24 protein-coding genes are annotated in these 16,102 nt (G+C 63.4%); 8 read left to right on the top strand and 16 right to left on the bottom strand.

The genetic code is table 11. The annotated features are described in order from the left end of the window. Positions 1–21: 21 nt before the first annotated feature. From ACF8O7_RS27275 to ACF8O7_RS27200, 16 genes are all read right to left on the bottom strand, one after another. Positions 22–240, bottom strand: coding sequence for a hypothetical protein (locus ACF8O7_RS27275; protein WP_088164612.1), 219 nt, complete (start codon positions 238–240; stop codon positions 22–24). A 50-nt stretch (positions 241–290) separates the two neighbouring features. Then, positions 291–2,525 carry a hypothetical protein gene (locus ACF8O7_RS27270; RefSeq protein WP_392444911.1) on the bottom strand — a complete coding sequence of 745 codons (2,235 nt, stop codon included), beginning with the start codon at positions 2,523–2,525 and terminating at the stop codon, positions 291–293. Between the two features lies 1 nt (position 2,526). Next, the gene (locus ACF8O7_RS27265; protein ID WP_392444908.1) at positions 2,527–3,972 is read right to left on the bottom strand and encodes a terminase large subunit domain-containing protein; all 1,446 of its coding nucleotides are present in this window, start codon (positions 3,970–3,972) and stop codon (positions 2,527–2,529) included. Continuing rightward, the gene (locus ACF8O7_RS27260) at positions 3,969–4,667 is read right to left on the bottom strand and encodes a hypothetical protein (protein ID WP_392444906.1); all 699 of its coding nucleotides are present in this window, start codon (positions 4,665–4,667) and stop codon (positions 3,969–3,971) included. The genes ACF8O7_RS27265 and ACF8O7_RS27260 overlap by 4 nt, the downstream gene beginning before the upstream one ends. 39 nt (positions 4,668–4,706) lie before the next feature. After that, the gene (locus ACF8O7_RS27255) at positions 4,707–5,819 is read right to left on the bottom strand and encodes a hypothetical protein (protein WP_392444904.1); all 1,113 of its coding nucleotides are present in this window, start codon (positions 5,817–5,819) and stop codon (positions 4,707–4,709) included. Between the two features lie 50 nt (positions 5,820–5,869). After that, positions 5,870–6,397 carry a hypothetical protein gene (locus ACF8O7_RS27250; RefSeq protein WP_392444901.1) on the bottom strand — a complete coding sequence of 176 codons (528 nt, stop codon included), beginning with the start codon at positions 6,395–6,397 and terminating at the stop codon, positions 5,870–5,872. A 90-nt stretch (positions 6,398–6,487) separates the two neighbouring features. Next, positions 6,488–6,949, bottom strand: a complete 462-nt coding sequence (locus tag ACF8O7_RS27245) for a recombination protein NinB (RefSeq protein ID WP_392444898.1) — start codon at positions 6,947–6,949, stop codon at positions 6,488–6,490. Continuing rightward, entirely contained in the window at positions 6,946–7,458 is a 513-nt protein-coding gene (locus tag ACF8O7_RS27240; RefSeq protein ID WP_310636040.1) for a hypothetical protein, read from the bottom strand. The genes ACF8O7_RS27245 and ACF8O7_RS27240 overlap by 4 nt, the downstream gene beginning before the upstream one ends. A gap of 11 nt (positions 7,459–7,469) precedes the next feature. Next, on the bottom strand, positions 7,470–8,864 hold the full coding sequence (locus ACF8O7_RS27235) for a replicative DNA helicase (RefSeq protein ID WP_392444896.1): 1,395 nt from the start codon (positions 8,862–8,864) through the stop codon (positions 7,470–7,472). Further along, positions 8,861–9,766 (bottom strand): hypothetical protein, encoded by a 906-nt coding sequence (locus ACF8O7_RS27230; RefSeq protein WP_392444894.1) that lies wholly within the window; start codon positions 9,764–9,766, stop codon positions 8,861–8,863. Before ACF8O7_RS27230 ends, ACF8O7_RS27235 begins: the two co-directional genes overlap by 4 nt. Next, entirely contained in the window at positions 9,759–10,076 is a 318-nt protein-coding gene (locus ACF8O7_RS27225) for a hypothetical protein (RefSeq protein WP_392444891.1), read from the bottom strand. Before ACF8O7_RS27225 ends, ACF8O7_RS27230 begins: the two co-directional genes overlap by 8 nt. After that, the gene (locus ACF8O7_RS27220; protein WP_392444889.1) at positions 10,073–10,225 is read right to left on the bottom strand and encodes a hypothetical protein; all 153 of its coding nucleotides are present in this window, start codon (positions 10,223–10,225) and stop codon (positions 10,073–10,075) included. Before ACF8O7_RS27220 ends, ACF8O7_RS27225 begins: the two co-directional genes overlap by 4 nt. After that, a complete protein-coding gene (locus ACF8O7_RS27215; protein ID WP_392444886.1) occupies positions 10,218–10,502 on the bottom strand; it encodes a hypothetical protein in 285 nt (94 codons plus the stop codon). Before ACF8O7_RS27215 ends, ACF8O7_RS27220 begins: the two co-directional genes overlap by 8 nt. Before the next feature lie 135 nt (positions 10,503–10,637). Continuing rightward, positions 10,638–10,910 (bottom strand): hypothetical protein, encoded by a 273-nt coding sequence (locus ACF8O7_RS27210; protein WP_392444883.1) that lies wholly within the window; start codon positions 10,908–10,910, stop codon positions 10,638–10,640. Positions 10,911–11,046: 136 nt separating this feature from the next. After that, positions 11,047–11,418 (bottom strand): hypothetical protein, encoded by a 372-nt coding sequence (locus ACF8O7_RS27205; protein WP_392444881.1) that lies wholly within the window; start codon positions 11,416–11,418, stop codon positions 11,047–11,049. Continuing rightward, positions 11,411–11,671 (bottom strand): hypothetical protein, encoded by a 261-nt coding sequence (locus tag ACF8O7_RS27200; RefSeq protein WP_392444878.1) that lies wholly within the window; start codon positions 11,669–11,671, stop codon positions 11,411–11,413. The genes ACF8O7_RS27205 and ACF8O7_RS27200 overlap by 8 nt, the downstream gene beginning before the upstream one ends. On the opposite strand from ACF8O7_RS27200, the gene ACF8O7_RS27195 reads away from it, so the two are divergent. From ACF8O7_RS27195 to ACF8O7_RS27160, 8 genes are all read left to right on the top strand, one after another. Then, positions 11,670–12,128, top strand: a complete 459-nt coding sequence (locus tag ACF8O7_RS27195) for a hypothetical protein (protein ID WP_392444876.1) — start codon at positions 11,670–11,672, stop codon at positions 12,126–12,128. The two genes, ACF8O7_RS27200 and ACF8O7_RS27195, sit on opposite strands and share 2 nt — an antisense overlap. 455 nt (positions 12,129–12,583) lie before the next feature. Beyond that, on the top strand, positions 12,584–13,306 hold the full coding sequence (locus tag ACF8O7_RS27190) for a hypothetical protein (protein WP_392444874.1): 723 nt from the start codon (positions 12,584–12,586) through the stop codon (positions 13,304–13,306). A gap of 142 nt (positions 13,307–13,448) precedes the next feature. After that, positions 13,449–13,934 (top strand): helix-turn-helix domain-containing protein, encoded by a 486-nt coding sequence (locus ACF8O7_RS27185; protein WP_392444872.1) that lies wholly within the window; start codon positions 13,449–13,451, stop codon positions 13,932–13,934. Positions 13,935–14,725: 791 nt separating this feature from the next. Next, positions 14,726–15,067 (top strand): hypothetical protein, encoded by a 342-nt coding sequence (locus ACF8O7_RS27180; protein WP_097201801.1) that lies wholly within the window; start codon positions 14,726–14,728, stop codon positions 15,065–15,067. Further along, positions 15,057–15,323, top strand: a complete 267-nt coding sequence (locus ACF8O7_RS27175; protein WP_392444869.1) for a hypothetical protein — start codon at positions 15,057–15,059, stop codon at positions 15,321–15,323. The genes ACF8O7_RS27180 and ACF8O7_RS27175 overlap by 11 nt, the downstream gene beginning before the upstream one ends. 3 nt (positions 15,324–15,326) lie before the next feature. After that, positions 15,327–15,590, top strand: a complete 264-nt coding sequence (locus tag ACF8O7_RS27170) for a hypothetical protein (RefSeq protein ID WP_392444866.1) — start codon at positions 15,327–15,329, stop codon at positions 15,588–15,590. After that, entirely contained in the window at positions 15,587–15,802 is a 216-nt protein-coding gene (locus ACF8O7_RS27165; RefSeq protein WP_392444865.1) for a hypothetical protein, read from the top strand. Before ACF8O7_RS27170 ends, ACF8O7_RS27165 begins: the two co-directional genes overlap by 4 nt. After that, entirely contained in the window at positions 15,799–16,098 is a 300-nt protein-coding gene (locus ACF8O7_RS27160; RefSeq protein WP_392444863.1) for a hypothetical protein, read from the top strand. The genes ACF8O7_RS27165 and ACF8O7_RS27160 overlap by 4 nt, the downstream gene beginning before the upstream one ends. Positions 16,099–16,102 lie beyond the last annotated feature (4 nt).

Below are 16,102 nucleotides of genomic sequence, written 5' to 3'. Positions count from 1 at the left end.
CTCCTGTGTTTCATGCCAAGGTCAGTAGCTCTCGCCACCAGCGTCGGCGGGTTGTGCCTGGGCTGACGGGGCCAGCGCAAGCAGTTCTTTCCAGGCCGCGATGCGCCCACGCAGTTCAGCGGTGCGCAGCGCGTCCATGGTTGGGCTGTCGTTCTTCTTGCGCAGGGTGTCGATCTGCGCGTTGGCATGGCGCTCAATGGCGCGCCACGTCGGTGAGGTGAAATCGATGCCCTGTGTCATGGAGGCCAGTGTTCCGGGAAGCGCCACCCCTGGCGAACCCTGGCCGGGGGTCAGCCCCGCGCGCCGTCAGCGGCCGGCGTCTCGATGCCCTGGCGCACGCCAAGCAGCGGGCTGTCCGGGCGCAGCGGCGTCAGCGGGTCGGTGTTGTTGGGCACGGCGCCAGGGTCGGGCTGCTGTTCCGGCGTGATCCAGCCCGACGGCTGCGGCACGATGGGCGCAGCATCCTGGTCGACATAACCGCCCGAGCGCAACAGCCCGTCGGCGACTGGCGCCGCGCCGGGGTTCAAGGCGAGGACTTGGGCGGCCTGGGTGCCGCTGTACAAGGTGTCCACGTTCACGCCCACGGTCTGTGCACGCGCCCTGCCTGCTTCTGCATCGGTCTTGCCGGCCTGAGCCTCCAGCAGCTTGGCCTTGGCCTGCAGCGTCGGGTCCTGGCCCTGCTGGGCACGCTGGGCCTTCTGCTCGTCCGTGTACTGGAAGTTGGTGGGATCCAGGCGCTGGCCCTTGCACAGCTCGGCCGCCAGCTTGGCGGGGTCCAGCTCGTAGATGGGATTGGCCGACACCTGCAGCAGCGTCATCAGGAACTGCTGCTGGGCGTCGCGCTCGACCAGGGCCGAGCTGGCGCGCACGTCGATCTGGAAGTCACCCTTGATGGACTCGTCGTCCGAGTAGGTCATCATCCAGTCGAAGTACCGCTGGATGTGCGGCCGGGTCATGTAGTCGTCGAAGCGCTTGGCCAGGCGCCGCAGCACGCTGGTGGCGTTGTTGTTCTGCATCTGCATGCCGCCCAGGGTGTTGGGCGCATCGCCGCGGATGCCCTGCAGCATGGCCGGCATGCCCGTGGTGTCCTCCGCCATCTTGAGGGCGAAGTTGATGATGTTCATCAGCGGGGCCTGCACGCTGGGCACCACGAAGGCATTGAAGGCGGCGCGCACGTCTGAGGCGTCCGCGTCGGCTTCGGCGCGCCAGACCTTTCCGGGACGCAACCCATAGTTGCCGTCCTGGGGTGTGATCCCGTTGCCGATGATCACCTGGGGCGAGGCCGACAGGCCGGCGTTGTCCATCATGGCGCGGGCCGAGCCATTGAGCATGCGCTGTGCCGTGCGGACCTGCCGGCTGATGCCGACACCCCAGGGCATGCCGGGACGGCGCTGCCAGGCCAGCACGTCATAGGGAAACTCGCCATCCTCCTGGGGGCTGAGCACGACCTTGACCAAGCGGTCATTGATCATCACGGCCATGGTGGGCACGCGGTCCTCGTCGCCCTCTTCCATCTCCACACCCAGGCGCGCCAGGTGCTCGCGGGCGCAGTGGCCGTAGAAGATCCACATCTCGAACTCGTCCTCGCCCGGCCGGTAAACGGCTTCCGTGCCCTCGCGGGTGCGAGCCGGGCCTTCGCGCAGCACGGCCAGCAGTTCGGCGGTCTCGTAGCTGGGGTCGGCCAGCATCTCCTTGATCTGGCGCCGGCCGATGTGCTCGCGCTCCCAGGTGTAGCTGCCGTTGTGGATGTTCTCCCCGCAGGCTGGGTCAGGGAAGAAGTTCCACGCGTCAATACGCTTGGAGCCGGGCTTGATCTCATCGAACTTGACGAACTGTGTGGTCTGCGTCGCTGGGTCCTTGATGGCCATCCGGCTGGTGCGCATCACGGGGTACGGCCCCTTGAAGATGCCGGAGCCGATGCGCGCCGAGTCCTCGATCAGCTGTCGCATTTCCCCATGCCAGTTGCTCTCGACCAGCGAATCCTCGATCGCGCGCTGCATGCCCTTGGCAGCTTCGGCCGCATTGCGGATCTGCTCCTGGACGAACTCCTCCACGGTCTTCTGCTTGTAGATCCCGCCCATGACATCCATCAGCCGCTGGCGCAATGCCGGGCTGAGCGTCGGCAAAGGCGTGGCCTTGATCTCCCATGCCCGGTCATCCGTGGGCAGCAGCATGTCCGCCACGCGGGCGCTGGCCGCATCGGTGTAGGGGCGCGTGATGTTCAGGAACACCACCGACCGGGCCGGGCCCTGCTGCTTGGGCTGGCCACCGATCATCGCCGCCTTCCTGCTGCGGTACAGCTGGTTGGCGTTCTGGAAATTGCGGTTGGCGTCGTCGATGCCCTGGTAGTGCTCCTCGTCCTCGGTCCACTCCTCCTCGATGCCGGAGCCGGCACGGCCGGCAATGGCCTCTCGGCGCTTGGACAGGAGCGTCAGGACGAACTCGGCGCGCAGGTCGCGCTGAGGCTCGCCGCTATCGTCGTGCTGCTGGGCCAGCAGGCCCCCATGGTTGGTGGTGGCTTGCATGTCAGTACCCTATCTCGTTGTCCAGTGGCTGCCAGGCCGAGGCTGCAGCGCGGGCCGGGGCCGGCCGCACGATGGCCTTGCGCTTCATCATCACGGCGTAGCGGGTGGCGCTCATCAGGTCGTCCTGCTTCTTCACGACCTTGCCGTCCTCGCGGTGGTACAGGCGGAACTCGCTGAACCAGTCCTCCAGGTGCGCGAACACCTTGAACCGTCCGGTCTGCATGCGCTGCAGCATCTCCATCAGGCCGGCCTCGACGCCGTTGCTGCCGTCCTCGAAGGTGGCGCGATCCTTGAGCATCTTCAGCCCGGCCCTCGCGTACTGGACGGCCAGCTGCTCGCCGCTGCCCTTGTCGTGCTGCAGGCCGTCGTGAGGCCATGCCGTGGGCACCCAGTCGCCCCAGGCCTTGATGGTTGCGGCGTGCAGGATGGGTGTGGCCTCCTTCTGCCTGTGGCCCTGCGTCACATAGAGGCAGTCGCTGTCCCGGTCCCAGGCCAGCTGCACGGCAGCAGTGGGATGGTCCCAGCCGAAGTCCAGGCCGTTGATGCGCACCCAGTGCGCAGGGATCGGGAAGGGCTGCACCTTGATGCTGTCTTCTTCCACGGGGAAGATCCGGCCGCTGCCCAGCGTCGGGATGCCCTTGGAGCGCGCCTCCCGCTCGTGCGCCGGGTAGCTGGCGACGATGGACTGCTTCTGCTCCAGCGAGTAGTGGTCAACGTCCCAGATGGTCATGCTGGTGACGTGCCGGGCCTTGGCGCCAGGGTCGTCGGCCTCTGGCATCAGGAAGCGCATCACCACGTCCGACATGCCCAGCAGCGGGGTGAAGGTGGTCTGCGCGAACTGGCCGCGCTGGCCGTTGTTGGTCCGGGTCAAGCCCTCGGCGTAGATGTCCTGCGGCGGCTCCTCGTCGAACCAGACGCCATCCACGGTCGGGCCCTGCCACTTCTCGCGGCCCTTCTCGTAGGACTTGAAGGCGATGATGGATTCGCCGGCCTGCACGTCGCCGCCACCACCCCAGCGGATCACGGCACTGTCCAGCAGGTTGGCAACGCCCATGGCGCGCGTGGTGGCCTTGATGGCATCGCGCGGCACCATGCCCGTGCCCCAGGCATCCACCGTGGCCGGCGGACCCAGCAGCATGCGCTGCGGGTTGTCGCGCGTGGCTTCGCTAGTCACGGAGCCGGCCCAGAAGGTCACGGGCTTGTCGAAGGTGGCGCCATCCCACCAGTCGGGATACCGGCCGGTCAGGTGCATGGCCCACTCGGCGCCGCCGGCCTTGGTCTTGCCGAGCTGGTTGCCGGCCATGAACAGGCGCTCGCTGAACGACGCGCCAGCACGGTGGAACTCTCGCTGCTTGCCGTAGGGGCCGTACTGGTCCAGCTGCCGCGCCGCCAGTTCCCGCTCGATCATGGCCAGCATGGCGGCCTGCTTCTCGGGAGATAGGCTCATGCGCGCGCCCTCACCAAATCGCGCATGGCCAGCAGCTCAGCTGTGGTCACGCTCTCCATGCCCTCGGCCGGTGGCTCGGGCATCTCGTCACGGATGCCATAGGCCTGGCGCTCCAGCCCGATGAGCACGCGCAGGGATTCGGACAGGGACCGCATGGTGCTGCTGCGGTTTGCCAAGCTGGAAGCCTTGCCCGCCGCCTCGGCCAGCTTGCTGCGCTGCTCCTTGGTCAGTTCCTCGGCCGGGGCGCTGCGCAGGATGGCGGCCACCTCGGCAAATAGCTCAGGACTGGCGCTCTGCTGCTCCAGCTCGTCCATAAGGCCCATATTGATCCGCCGGCACCGCACGATGTCCTCGCGCTGGCCGAGCCGAACTGAAGCCTGGGTGGAAGCAGCCGCCTCAACCGTCTCGCGCTCTGCCGCAGGAGACGCATTGTTAACCGGGGTGTTAACCAGGGCCGCGTTAACCAGCGCATCGGCCTTGGATTGGATCTTGGCGGTGAGGTCTCGCGTCCATCCCAGCTTCTTGGCGCGCTTCGAGATGTTGACGTGGCTGGTGCCGGAGCCCTCGGCGATTTCGCGCAGGCTCTTGATGCCGGCCCGGTAGTCCAGCTCTATGCGCTCCCAGTCAGGGGAGCGGGGGCCGGGGGCTGCGCCCCCTGCGCTGGGGGTTTGATCGGGATGCGGTGAAGATGGCATGCCCAAGAGTCTCCCGGGCGCGTGTCTTTTAGGCGAACCCTAAGGGGTGGTCTTAGTCTTCGCTGGGATCTCCAGCTTATCAATAAGTTTGCCGAGCAGTTCGTTCGCTCCAAATCCAGAGGCCTCAATAGCCATCAATGTCTCCGGCGGCACAAAAATCTTCTCCGCAATTTTCACCTTCAACGCATGCTGATCAGAGGCCGGAAGAGTTGCAATGTAAGTATTTATTCCACTCAGATCAAACGCCTTTTGCTGGTATTTGTGCTGCTGAGACCTATGTAAAGCAGATTGCTTTGCCAGATAAGCCACGACAAAAGAAGAAAATACAGCAAACCCGATTTTTAGGGCCACTACCGACGGATCCAAGAGACTGGAACCATTAGAATCAAGACTATGCCAAAGAAACCCAGCCATCCCTAACATTGCCAATATTGCAGCCCCCCTGAAGTAATCCGCAACCTTCTTTTCTTCCACTGCATTTTTTATAAATCCTCCGGATATAGCCTTACCGCCTATTACAGAAATAAGCACATCTATATCTTGACTCTTTTGATTCAACTTGGCGGACTCCTCGGTATACAGCTCATTTATTGAGTCGACGCTTTTCGCCAGTTCCCGCTGATTCTCCCTCATCGCCTCTTCCAGGGATCCCTTCAAGCTTTCAAAGTACTGCTTTTTCTCTGCCTCATATTTTTCTACGCGAGCTTGAAGCTTGTTAATGGATTCCGAAATGTTTAGCTCGCGCTCCTGCAAATCTCTCAGACGCCCCTCTAACTTACCCAATTCCATTAACTTGGTTTCTTCGGTCGGCCTTCCTGCGGGGCCAAAATTAGCATTTTCAGTGTAATCGTAAAACTGACTAATTATTTGCCTAAATTGTTTAAGATCCTCTCCGGAGACGCCACCATACTGCGCAACATGGTGCTCTATATCCCTTGCAATATCTTTTAGCTCGGTGATGGTGTTTTTTATATTTTTATTAACCAACTTTTCATCATTTTTATCACTATCCAATAAGTATATAGACCTTAGACTACCGACCTTTCCACTAAAATTAACGTTGTTATATCGCTCATCCATCAATTTACTAAGCACCTTGAGGGCGCCGAACGCTTGATCTATATTATCTCGTTTATATTGCAATTGGTCCATAAATCACCAAAATCGAGTTTACTGAGTCTGCATGTTAGCAAATGTCTCACCTACGTAATTAGAGACATCTGCCCCGCATCCCCATCCTGCACCCTCTTCTGCAATTGCTGCACCACCTTGCGAAGCTCCAGGATCTCATCGGCCTGGTGCCGGTTGCGCACTGTGAACTCAGTCAGGATGGCGCCCATATCGTGCTGGGTCTGCATGTTGGAAAACTGCATAGCGTAGCCCTGGAACATGCGGGCGATGCGCCGGGCAGTGGCTTCATTGACGCGCAATTGCTGGTCACCGGCCTCAATGATCACCAGCCCCTCCGGCAACTCCGTCATCGATACGGCCTCGGGCTCGGGCCGGCCCATCATTGGCGCGAAGACACCATCCCGAATGCGGCGCAAGCGGCCGTCATCGATTAGGCGCGAGACGTGGTCGTCGATGATGGTCATCTTCAGTCCTGTGATGGACTGAAGCTCACTGCGTGCGCAGACCTGGCCCTGAGTGTGCAGGTCCTGGATAGTGGCCCAGATGATATCGGCGCTGGTGCGGTCGTCGATTTGCGGCGTGGTGGTGCTGGTGGTCAATGGCTTCTCCCGGTAGACTATTGCTTGCTCAGGACAACAGTCCGGGGAGGCCCGCCACGTGCGGGCTTTCTTTTTTTCAGGGCCAGCAATTCATCGCATCTCGTCCTCCCACGGTTTGAACACCACGCCGGCCTCGGTGCCGAAGGCATAGAGCCACTCGACGAAGCCCTTGGCCAGCTTGTTGGAGAACTTCTTCGTGGGCACGCCCAGCATCACGACCTCGCCGCGCAGGCCACGGCCCATCCGCATCTCGCCCAGGCGCACCCACTCGTCGCGGAACTGCACATCGTCCAGCGTGTCCACGCGGAAGGCGCTGATCAGGATGCGCTTGGCGTCCTCCACGTTGGCCAAGTCCCCACCCAACTGCTTGCTGATCTGGCGGATCTGGCCGTGGAAGTGGCGGCTGTGGCGCTCCTCCCGGCACTCGGGCCGGATCTCCAGCACCAGGCGCTTGCCCTCGCGCAGCCAGCCTTTGATCTGCCGCCAGGCGCTGAGGATGGCGGTATGCCCCTGCTCGGGCGTCTTGAGCAGGATGGTCAGGTGTTCGCTCATGCCAGCGCTCCCAGCAGGTCGATCTTCCCCCAGTGGGCCAGCAGCACCGCCTCGGCGCGGTTGTGGTCCTTCTGGCGCTTCAGCTCGGGCAGCTCGCCGTACAGGCCACGCGCCGTCTCCAGTGCTTCCTTCTTGTCGCTGCCCAGGCCGTAGCGGCGCTTCCAGCGCTGGGGTGCCACGTACTCCACGGGGAAGCGCAGGCACTCCAGCACCGTCTCAATGGCGCCCAGGCTGCGCATCAGGCTGCCCTGCGTCTGCACGGCGTTGTTAGCGCCGCCCATGGTGTTGACCTGCTCCAGGATCACCTGAGGCTTGGCCGCGTCGGCCGGGCAGTGCTTGAGCAGCAGGCTGCACAGCGCGCGGCTGTCGATCTTGCGCTTCACGAGCGCCTTGGGGCCGGCGCCGGGCACGGGCATGGTGGGCAGGTCGAACACGGCGCGCACGCCCTGGTGGTCCAGCACTGCGCAGGCGCCGGTCAGGCCTGGGTCGATTCCGATGATGATGGTCATGGGTGGGGCTTTCACTCGAAGTCGGCCGAACGGCCAGGGGTGGTGCTCGGCTTCTCGCCGTTCCAGTTCTCGAAGCGGACCAGGTGGCCCGTGTACTTGAGGTTCAGATCGCCCGTGGCGCCGCCGCGCTGCTTGGCCACGCGCAGGCTGGCGTAGTACCGCCAGGCATCGCCCAGGCTGGGCTTGAGGTGGATGGGGCGGTGGGGGAAGAGGATGATGTCGGCGTCCTGCTCGATCTCTCCGCAGTCGCGCAGGTCGGACATCATGGGCATCTGGTCCACGCGCTTTTCGACCTCGCGGTTCAGCTGGACCAGCAGCAGCACCGTGATGCCCAGCTCCTTGGCCAGCTTCTTGAGGTTGCGCGTGACCTCGCCCAGCTGCGCGGTGCGCGTGTCCTTGGGGTTGGTGCCCTCCATCAGGCCCAGGTAGTCCACGATCAGCAGGCGCAGGCCGTGCCGGCGCTTCAGGGCCCGGGCCTTGGTGCGCAGCGTGTTGATGTTCAGGCCGGTGCGGTCGTTCACGTAGAACGGGCGCTGGCGAATGCACTCCCCTGCCCTGCACACGGCCGCATAGTCGCTGTCCGTCATGCGGCCCTTGGGCTGCCGGATGATGCTCATCGACACCTCGGACTCCATGGCGATGCGGCGCTCGTACAGCGCTGCGCACGACATCTCCAGGGAGAACATGGCGACCGTCTGGCCCAGCTTCGCGGCGTGCTCGCCGATGGCTAAGGCCAGCGCGGTCTTGCCCATGGACGGGCGCGCGCCGATGACAACGAGGTCGCCCGGCCGCGTGCCGCCGTCGAGGATGCGGTCCAGATCGCGCAGTCCCGTGGGAAGGAAAGGCTCTTCCACACCGACGCTGCGCTGGTCCAGGTCCTCCAGGAACGACACGACGCCAGCGTCTGCGCCGATCCACTCGTCGCCCGGGCCATCGGAGGCCAGGCCTGCCAGCTGCGCCGACACCTGCTCAATGCGGTCGCCGATGGGCAGCGCATGGTCGCGCGCCAGGCTGCGGGCCTTGTCCACCACGCCCAGCAGCTGGCGGCTCTGGGCACGCTCCCGGACGATTTCGGCGTAGCGGCGGGCAGACGAGCCGTTGATGCTCCCGGCGTTGAACAAGGCCGTGAGGTAGCCCAGATCGACCTGGCCGCCCAGCTGCTCGTGCACCGTGATCGGGTCCACAGCCTTGGCGGCCACGGCCAGCGCGGAGATGGCGCCGTAGATCGCGCCGTGTGTCTCGTCCGCGAAGTCCTTGGCCTGCAGCAGGTCGCCGACCACGTCGTAGAGCCGGCTGTCCATCAGCAGGGAGCCCAGCACGGCGTGCTCAGCCTCGAAGCTGGCCAGCGGCATCGCGGTGGCGCCGTCGAAATCTTCGTCCAGGGGGGGCATGGAACGGGCGTTCATGCTGCGGTCCTTGTTTTTTCGATGACGTGCTTCATGCCCTTGTCGGTCAGCAGGAAGTCCAGATCGCACTGCCAGCCGGCGTGCTCAGGGCTGCGGTAGCCGCGGCCCATCAGGAAGTCGTTGTCGCGGGCACGGCCGAAGTAGTCGCGGATCCAGGCCGTGGCCTGCTCGGCGGTTTCAGCCCGGGGCGTGCCGTCGGATTTCTTGCTCGTCAGCACGAAGCGCCAGAGCTTGCCCACGGCCTTGCGGCGGCCATCGTTGAGCAGGCGCACCTTCGGCAGTTCGGGCAGGACTTCGTGGTACAGGTCGACCAGGTCCTGAACCGGGCACTTCGGCAGTCCGGTCTTGCCAGGTGCGATTTCGCCGGGCTGGTCGTCGGCGCTGCCGACAGAGCCGTAAGGCTCTTTCTTTTCCTGTTCCTGTTCTTGTTCTTGTTCTTGGCTTCGTAGGGGCTTGCAAGGGGGTTGCGTAGCCCCTTCCCCTCCCCTTCGTCCATGCAGGTGAAATGCTTCGGCGTAGCGGTCGAAGAACTCGCCCAGGAAAGGGTTGTCCGGCAAGGCGTCGTAGTCCTTCTGGATGCCCTTGCAGCGCAGGTCAGACCCCTTCAGTTCAGAGGCAATCTGGTAGCTGGCCATCTCGTGCACCCACACGAATTCCGACTCATCGTCATAGGAGCAGTAACCCGCTTCGATGCACTGCTGAAGCCCCTTGCGAGCCCCTTCTTCACCCAGGCCGGTTTCATAGGCCATGTACAGCACGGGCTGGGCATACAGGCCCAGCATGTTGGAGCTGGGCGAAGTCATCAGGTAAAGGGCCACCACAAGCCCCTCCGGGTGCTTGCGCAGGGCCTTGAAGGTCTTGCCGTGCCACATCTTGGGGACGGCTTTGGCGTAGTCACGCATCGGGAGCACCTCCCAGCACGCGCTCCATCTCGGCCTGGCGCTCGGGCGTGCGCAGCGCGATCAGGGCATACATGGCGCGCTTGGCCTGCTCGGCGCATTGGCAGTGGAGAGCCTTGCCGGTGCGCTGGAAGTCCAGCATGTCGGCGTGCAGCAGCAGACCCTGGGCCTGAATGCGCATCTCAAGGGCCTGCTGCTCCAGCGGCATGGCTTCGGGGATCTCGGCGAAGTGCACCATCAGGACGGGCTCCGGCGCTGGCCGGCCGTCGATGCGCACCTTGCAGGCCTCGACAAAACGGATGGAGAGATTCATGCCGGCTCCTGGACCTCGTAGGCGCGGGCGAAGGCCTGGCCAGCGGGCGTGGTGGCCGGCCAGGGGCATGCGTGTTCCAGGGACTGGCCAGCGGCACGCGCGGCAGCCGCCAGGGCCTTGATGCGGTCGAGGCTGACGACTTCAGACATTGCGGTCCTCCCCGCCCTGCTCCGATTCCTGCAGCAACGGATTGATAGGCGCCAGAGCTACGGTCATAGTTGCCCTATGCCATTGCTCAGAAGCCCACGCCTCCAGGATCTCGTTGATGACCATGTTCCGGCTCGCGCTCGGGTCGGCGTGGCGGATGCGGTGGTTCACCTCGGCGTCGATGACGTCCATCGTGAATTTGCGGACAGTGGCGCGCAGGTCCGTGCGGTCCAGTTCAGGGTTGCGACTGCGCGCGAAGGCAGGCTGCTGTTGGTTCATTTCTCGGTCCTGGCTGTGGTGGTGGAGGACTGCGAAGCGGACGAATGGGATGTCAGCCGCAGGGAGCTGGATGCGTTGCTGTATGGGCTGGCGCGGCGGCGGGCTGGGGGTGTCGGTTGAGACATGGGCAGCACCTCACGGCTTGGCCAGCGGGCGGTATGCCCAGGCATGGGCGATCAGGGAGACGGGCAGCGCAATCAGTACGATCAGCGCTTCGTCAACTGCTCCCCATGCGCCCAACATGAAGGCAATCACCAGGTGGCCAGCCAACAAGATGTCAGCCGCGTACCGGCGCAAGCGCTTCGTGCGCGCGGCCTTCATTCGAGCTTGGAGCCGGGTGCTCAGCGTGGTCTCGGCATTGGTGGTGCTGCTGTTCTTCATGAAGCCCACCGCGACAGGAATTGCCATTCAGGCGTGCTACGTGCTGGTCGCCGTTGGCTACCTGTGGACGGACGTGCACTACGGCGCGCAAGGGCTGCGATACCGCTACAAGAGCCGGAAGTCGCCACGCGAAGACCGCTGGGCCTACCTAGAGCTGTAGGCATCAGGCACCTCCGTTCTGCTGGGGGGCACCGAAGTCGCGCCCCATGGCGAACAAGCGCGCAGCCTCTTCAGGAGTCAGGCGCAGTTCGGAGAAACCCACCTTGATGACGACGCGGTCGTCGAGGTCGGTGATGGAGATTGCGCGCGGCGGCAGAGATGCCGGAGCTGTGTAGCTCGCGCTCTGCAATGCCGCATGAACCGCTTCGTGCGCAGCAGCGGCAGCATCAGCTGCTGCCTTTTCCGCCGCCCAGCGAACCTCGGCTGCGCGCCACTCGGCCGTCTGGGCATCCCAGATGCGGTCCATCCGCTTCATCCTCAGCTTGGCCTGCCACGGCAGACGCCCGAAACGGCGGGGCATGTTGGGCTTAGACATGGCCGGGCTCCTGGGCGGGAGCGGGGGCCGGGGCTGCAGATGGCAGTTCGGGAAGTTTCCGTTCGCCGAGGTCAACGAGGCGGAAGTAGTCCAGAAGAGGCTGGATGGTCTGCACGCCGGGGTTGTCTCGGTCGTTGCAAGCGATCTTCCGGGGCAGCGTTTTCGCTACTCCGGCATCCGCCGCAATCAACTCCCAGCGCGCGGCGCCCGCCTCGCGAAGACGACGCTTGAGGAAAGAGATGATGGGTTCCATGGCTGCCGAGGATAATCCCGAATTTGGGATGAAGTCAATCCCATGTCTGGGATTTCGACTTCGGCAAACTTGTGGGATGAGTTCGGAACCAAGGCACATCCTTGCCAAAAACGTGCGCGCGCTGATGCAGGCCAACCCTCGCCTGGGAACGATCGTGCGACTGTCTGCTGCCTCTGGCGTATCTAAGGGAGTAGTCGAGAGGATGACCAAGGCCGAGGCCAACACGGGCGTCGATCACTTGGCGGGAATTGCGCGTGCCTTCCAATTACCTATATGGGCATTGCTCTCTGAGGAGCTTGATCCGCTGCACGGGGTAGGCGCCTCGCCGTGGCCATTCGAGGACTTGACGCCGCAGCAATTCTCCGCGCTGCCAGACCGCCGGAAAGGCATGATTGAAGCGAAGGCGATCGATGTCTATCAGGAGTGGGAAGCTTCCAAAAAGGACGACGCCTCGTAAATTCCACCGCAGCCATTCGGCCAAGCCTGGATCAAATGCCCGCACCAGCGGGCTTTTCTTTGTCCAAAGGCCCTCGACTCACCCCCCCATACCCAGTTACGGGAAAAAATTTGCATCAACTTCCCAAATTTGGGTTGACTTTCATCCCACATTTGGGAAGAATGCACCTCAACGGCCCACAAGCCGCTGACCGCGAAGACCCCGTCGACCCCAAAGACGGCCGAGTGCGAGAGGGAAGAAGGTTGAGCTGCGTGACCGCAAAGAACGCAGCAGACGCAGGGACGGCTCTGGAAGTCGGATAGATCTGCAGCGGTGCACGCCCGGGGGTCCGGGCACTGGATAGCCAAGGATGCGCCGCAGCCCAAACCTCAGTCTTGCGCGCAGGGCTGAGTTTTGCGAGAGTCCAGCGGCATACAAATGCGCCAAGCATTGAAAACCACAAACCAGGAATTCCAATGATCTGGGACACGAAGCAACTGGAGGATCACGTTCGATCCTTGTATGGAGACCGCCTGAGCCGTCAACTGGCTCCCTCCCTTCAGTCATGGAAGTGGCGTACCGGCTTTGCCCAATACCACTATGACTCCGCCCAAAAGGAGATGCAGGCGGGTCTTGGAGAGCGGGATCCACAGGAAGTTGTGAGCCTCATTTTGGGCTTCGAAGACGATGAAGCGCTGCACGCCTACCATGTTGCTCAGAGGAAAGCCTTAGCCAACTATGTCGCCTGCATTCAGAGCATGCATGCCCTCGCGGACACCTTTGCTCACGTCATCTATTTCGGACTTGCGCTGGAGTTGAACGAGGACACGCGTCTCGAAGAACGGAACATCAGCCTCCATCGTGTGGAGAAAAAGCTGGCCAATGTACCGGATGCAGTGCACCTTCACGCGCTGGTTCAAGAGCTCAAGGACCATCCAGAGTTCAAGTATCTCAACCGGCTCACCAATCTTGCCAAACACCGAGCGGTCGTGGATGCGCGCTACACCGTGTCTTGTGTCGACGGCGTGCCAGACGGGTTTCAACTGCCAGCCTTCACAGTGGACGGCGAGACTTATCCTGCTCGCGCACTTGAAAATGTTCTATCACCAGAATTCCGTCGGCAAAACGTTCTGCACATCGATATTGGCCGCGAGTTGAACGATATCTTGGCCAAGCGTCTGAGCACCTGCCCCCCATAGCACCCGCTCTGGAACGTTCTACCCCAGGGCCGCCAGCATTACGGACCAACTGCCCGCCCCGAGCGTCATCGGGGCAAACAAAAGAGGCTTCTCGATGCGGGAGGCCTTTTCTGTTTCTGACCCACCACCACAAAGGAAAGCCATGGCGAACACCTTCGGGGCGCGCCTGATCCGCGCCCGTGTCGATAAGGGAATGAGCCAGTCGGACCTGGCCGCGAGCAGCGGCATAGCGCCCGCGCAGATCTCGCGGTATGAGGCCGACAAAAACCAGCCCCGTCTGCTTGTCCTCCGCAAGCTGGCCGCCGCGCTGGATATAGCCCCCGACCGACTGCTGGCTGGCGACGATGAGGCAGATACCGAGCCTGCAGACGCGGCACCGACGACGCAATGCAAGCTGCGCCTCCCCGTCGATATGCATGCGTCCCTCAGCAAGCTGGCGGCTTCGGCGAATCGCAGCCTCAACGCCGAGATCGTCCACCGCCTTGCCCAGACCCTGGGCGAGGACTTCGCCGCAGAGCAGCCAGCTGCGCAGCCGGTGCTGGCCGAGATGCTGGCCCAGATGCGCGGGCAGACCGGCCTGTTGCGCGAGCTGGTGGAGCTGGCGCGCGACGCTGCCAATCCCGATTGAGCGGATTGACAGCGGGATCGAAACGTCCCCGGCCACGTGCCGGGGCCATCAAGAGTGCTGACTGGTGGGCACGCGCCTTGGAGTGGCCCGCCCCGAAAGTGCGCTGCAGGTGGTATCTGCAGGGGCCAGCCAGCACCCTTGATGGCCAATCGTGACGGGTAGTTGCCCACCCGCAAGCGGTGAGAGTCCGCCAAACCGTCAATAGAAGGAAAGCCGGGGCGAACACGGCATGCCATCATCCATACCCTGGCCACGGGGTCGCAGAGGCCTCGCAAGCCGCAGCAGGTGGAAGCCCTGCACTTTCTTTACAAGCCGTAAAGCATTTCTTAAGAATCAGCCCCCATACTTCTTCTCCAGATTCCGCCGAGCCCGGGAGACTTCTCCTCCCTCCCTCTCAAATCCCTTCCCCGGGCACGCCAAAACGGCATCGGCATTTTTCTTCCAAGGCCCGCAGCTTCACCGCTCGCGGGCCTTTTCGTCTGGGGATCGGGACCCTCGCGCGGACCCCAAAAAACAAAACCCGCCGAGGCGGGTTCTGGAGTTCAGCAGTTGCCCTTCTTGGCTTGGCCAGGCGGGCATCCGTGGGGATGGCTCTTGTACCCGCCGCGGTAGCCATCGTCATACACAGCACAACCGCCGAGAACGAAGGCCGCAACGGCCATGGCGAAAGCGATTTTCATGTGGGAGCCTTTCATAGAGTTGTGGCCGGCAGTCTATGCCGAGCAACGACAGGCCTCTGTAAACCATTGTTCCGCAGCCCGTACAGGGCTGTTTTCATTTGGAGAACCGTCATGCTGATGACCGCCAACCCCTGCGCGGACGCGGAGCGCTGGGAGAACGAGATGGACCGCCGCGCCGCTGCGGCTGATGAAGACAGGGCCCGCGCCATGCAGAAGCTGCAGCGTGCCGCAGCCTTCATGACGCCCACGGACTGGTTCCACGAGCGCATGCCCGGCCCGTTTGGCCTGCCCATGTCCTTCGACGAGATGCTGGCCGAGGCCATCGCCGACGGTGACCACGACAGCATCACGGCGCTCGGCGCGCTGATGGTCAGCCAGCCGGCCCTGCAGCTGCGCACCGCCGTCATGGCACACATCGCCAACCGCTATCCGGAGGGCATCAATGCTGCCTGATACCCGCCCTCCCATCCAGCTCCAGCAGTTGCCCCGCCGCAAGAAGCCCGCCATCAAGCGGGCTTCGCTGCTTCTGGGCCTCGCCGCCCTGGTCGTGCTTGGCCTGCTGGCCCAGACGGGCTGCGCTGATGCCGGCGCACAGGAGCCCCAGCCCACGGCGCAGGAACAGCGCATTGCGCGCGCCGCGGCCCGGGCCTGCGAAGGCCTCACCCCAGTCTACGAGGCCGGCAGTTTTTCGTGTTTCAAGGAGAGATAGGCCATGCCCGAATACGCATTCCCGGGCCTCAACGCCCAGTTCACCGGCATCAGCAGCGACGGCGAGGAACGCTACGAGATCACACCCAGCGGCGGCATGCTGCTGCGCGACCACTTCGCCGGGCTGGCGATGCAGGCTTTCTTGTGCGGCTACATCACCCGCTACGGGCACGAGGGGCCGCACTTGCCCTGTGCTGCGCTGGCCAGCGAGGCCTTCGACATGGCGGACGAGATGATCCGCGTCCGCGAGAAGGAGCCCAGCTCATGAAGCGCGAGCACCCCAACACCGACGAGCTGCTGCGCCTGGCCGAAATCAACGGCGGCCTCGCTCTCGCGCTCCAGCGCCTTCTGGAGGTTGCCCAGAGCAGCACAGGAATCGTCGGCTACCTCGGCAACCCAGAGCCCATGTCATGGGGGCATTTCTGGGAGGTCGATGTGGCCGAGAAGGCCCTCAAGAAATTCATGGGAGAAAAAGCATGACGAACAAACACACCCCCGGGCCGTGGCGCATTGGAAAGCACTATGGCGCCGTGGTGGCCGATCACCCTGTGCCCGAGATGATCGGCTCGGACCATGTCGAAGCCTACGGCGGCTACATGGTGGGCGAGTCAATTGCCCCACGCAACCGGGCGCTGATCGCCGCAGCGCCCGAAATGCTCGATCTGCTCAAGGAGTTCCAGGCGTTCGTGCGGGATGGCAACTACTTCGGCTACCCGCTGGGCTCCGTCCAGAAGCTGGACGAGCTGATCGCCAAGGCCAGCGCGGAGGCTTCATGAACAC

Source organism: Delftia sp. WSY_16, from assembly GCF_043104415.1.
Lineage (GTDB): Bacteria > Pseudomonadota > Gammaproteobacteria > Burkholderiales > Burkholderiaceae_C > Comamonas > Comamonas tsuruhatensis.
The sequence above is the reverse complement of the archived record's forward strand: the minus strand, read 5'-3'. Positions and strand labels throughout refer to the sequence as shown.

Bases quoted from the DNA above. Each gene is read 5' to 3' on its own strand.
- ACF8O7_RS27215 (WP_392444886.1), bottom strand. From the start codon at position 10,502: ATGAACCAACAGCAGCCTGCCTTCGCGCGCAGTCGCAACCCTGAACTG.
- ACF8O7_RS27265 (WP_392444908.1), bottom strand. From the start codon at position 3,972: ATGAGCCTATCTCCCGAGAAGCAGGCCGCCATGCTGGCCATGATCGAG.
- ACF8O7_RS27275 (WP_088164612.1), bottom strand. From the start codon at position 240: ATGACACAGGGCATCGATTTCACCTCACCGACGTGGCGCGCCATTGAG.
- ACF8O7_RS27185 (WP_392444872.1), top strand. From the start codon at position 13,449: ATGGCGAACACCTTCGGGGCGCGCCTGATCCGCGCCCGTGTCGATAAG.
- ACF8O7_RS27175 (WP_392444869.1), top strand. From the start codon at position 15,057: ATGCTGCCTGATACCCGCCCTCCCATCCAGCTCCAGCAGTTGCCCCGC.
- ACF8O7_RS27235 (WP_392444896.1), bottom strand. From the start codon at position 8,864: ATGAACGCCCGTTCCATGCCCCCCCTGGACGAAGATTTCGACGGCGCC.
- ACF8O7_RS27220 (WP_392444889.1), bottom strand. From the start codon at position 10,225: ATGTCTGAAGTCGTCAGCCTCGACCGCATCAAGGCCCTGGCGGCTGCC.
- ACF8O7_RS27195 (WP_392444876.1), top strand. From the start codon at position 11,670: ATGGCTGCCGAGGATAATCCCGAATTTGGGATGAAGTCAATCCCATGT.
- ACF8O7_RS27160 (WP_392444863.1), top strand. From the start codon at position 15,799: ATGACGAACAAACACACCCCCGGGCCGTGGCGCATTGGAAAGCACTAT.
- ACF8O7_RS27180 (WP_097201801.1), top strand. From the start codon at position 14,726: ATGCTGATGACCGCCAACCCCTGCGCGGACGCGGAGCGCTGGGAGAAC.
- ACF8O7_RS27170 (WP_392444866.1), top strand. From the start codon at position 15,327: ATGCCCGAATACGCATTCCCGGGCCTCAACGCCCAGTTCACCGGCATC.
- ACF8O7_RS27255 (WP_392444904.1), bottom strand. From the start codon at position 5,819: ATGGACCAATTGCAATATAAACGAGATAATATAGATCAAGCGTTCGGC.
- ACF8O7_RS27190 (WP_392444874.1), top strand. From the start codon at position 12,584: ATGATCTGGGACACGAAGCAACTGGAGGATCACGTTCGATCCTTGTAT.
- ACF8O7_RS27165 (WP_392444865.1), top strand. From the start codon at position 15,587: ATGAAGCGCGAGCACCCCAACACCGACGAGCTGCTGCGCCTGGCCGAA.
- ACF8O7_RS27225 (WP_392444891.1), bottom strand. From the start codon at position 10,076: ATGAATCTCTCCATCCGTTTTGTCGAGGCCTGCAAGGTGCGCATCGAC.
- ACF8O7_RS27240 (WP_310636040.1), bottom strand. From the start codon at position 7,458: ATGACCATCATCATCGGAATCGACCCAGGCCTGACCGGCGCCTGCGCA.
- ACF8O7_RS27205 (WP_392444881.1), bottom strand. From the start codon at position 11,418: ATGTCTAAGCCCAACATGCCCCGCCGTTTCGGGCGTCTGCCGTGGCAG.
- ACF8O7_RS27230 (WP_392444894.1), bottom strand. From the start codon at position 9,766: ATGCGTGACTACGCCAAAGCCGTCCCCAAGATGTGGCACGGCAAGACC.
- ACF8O7_RS27260 (WP_392444906.1), bottom strand. From the start codon at position 4,667: ATGCCATCTTCACCGCATCCCGATCAAACCCCCAGCGCAGGGGGCGCA.
- ACF8O7_RS27210 (WP_392444883.1), bottom strand. From the start codon at position 10,910: ATGGCAATTCCTGTCGCGGTGGGCTTCATGAAGAACAGCAGCACCACC.
- ACF8O7_RS27245 (WP_392444898.1), bottom strand. From the start codon at position 6,949: ATGAGCGAACACCTGACCATCCTGCTCAAGACGCCCGAGCAGGGGCAT.
- ACF8O7_RS27200 (WP_392444878.1), bottom strand. From the start codon at position 11,671: ATGGAACCCATCATCTCTTTCCTCAAGCGTCGTCTTCGCGAGGCGGGC.
- ACF8O7_RS27270 (WP_392444911.1), bottom strand. From the start codon at position 2,525: ATGCAAGCCACCACCAACCATGGGGGCCTGCTGGCCCAGCAGCACGAC.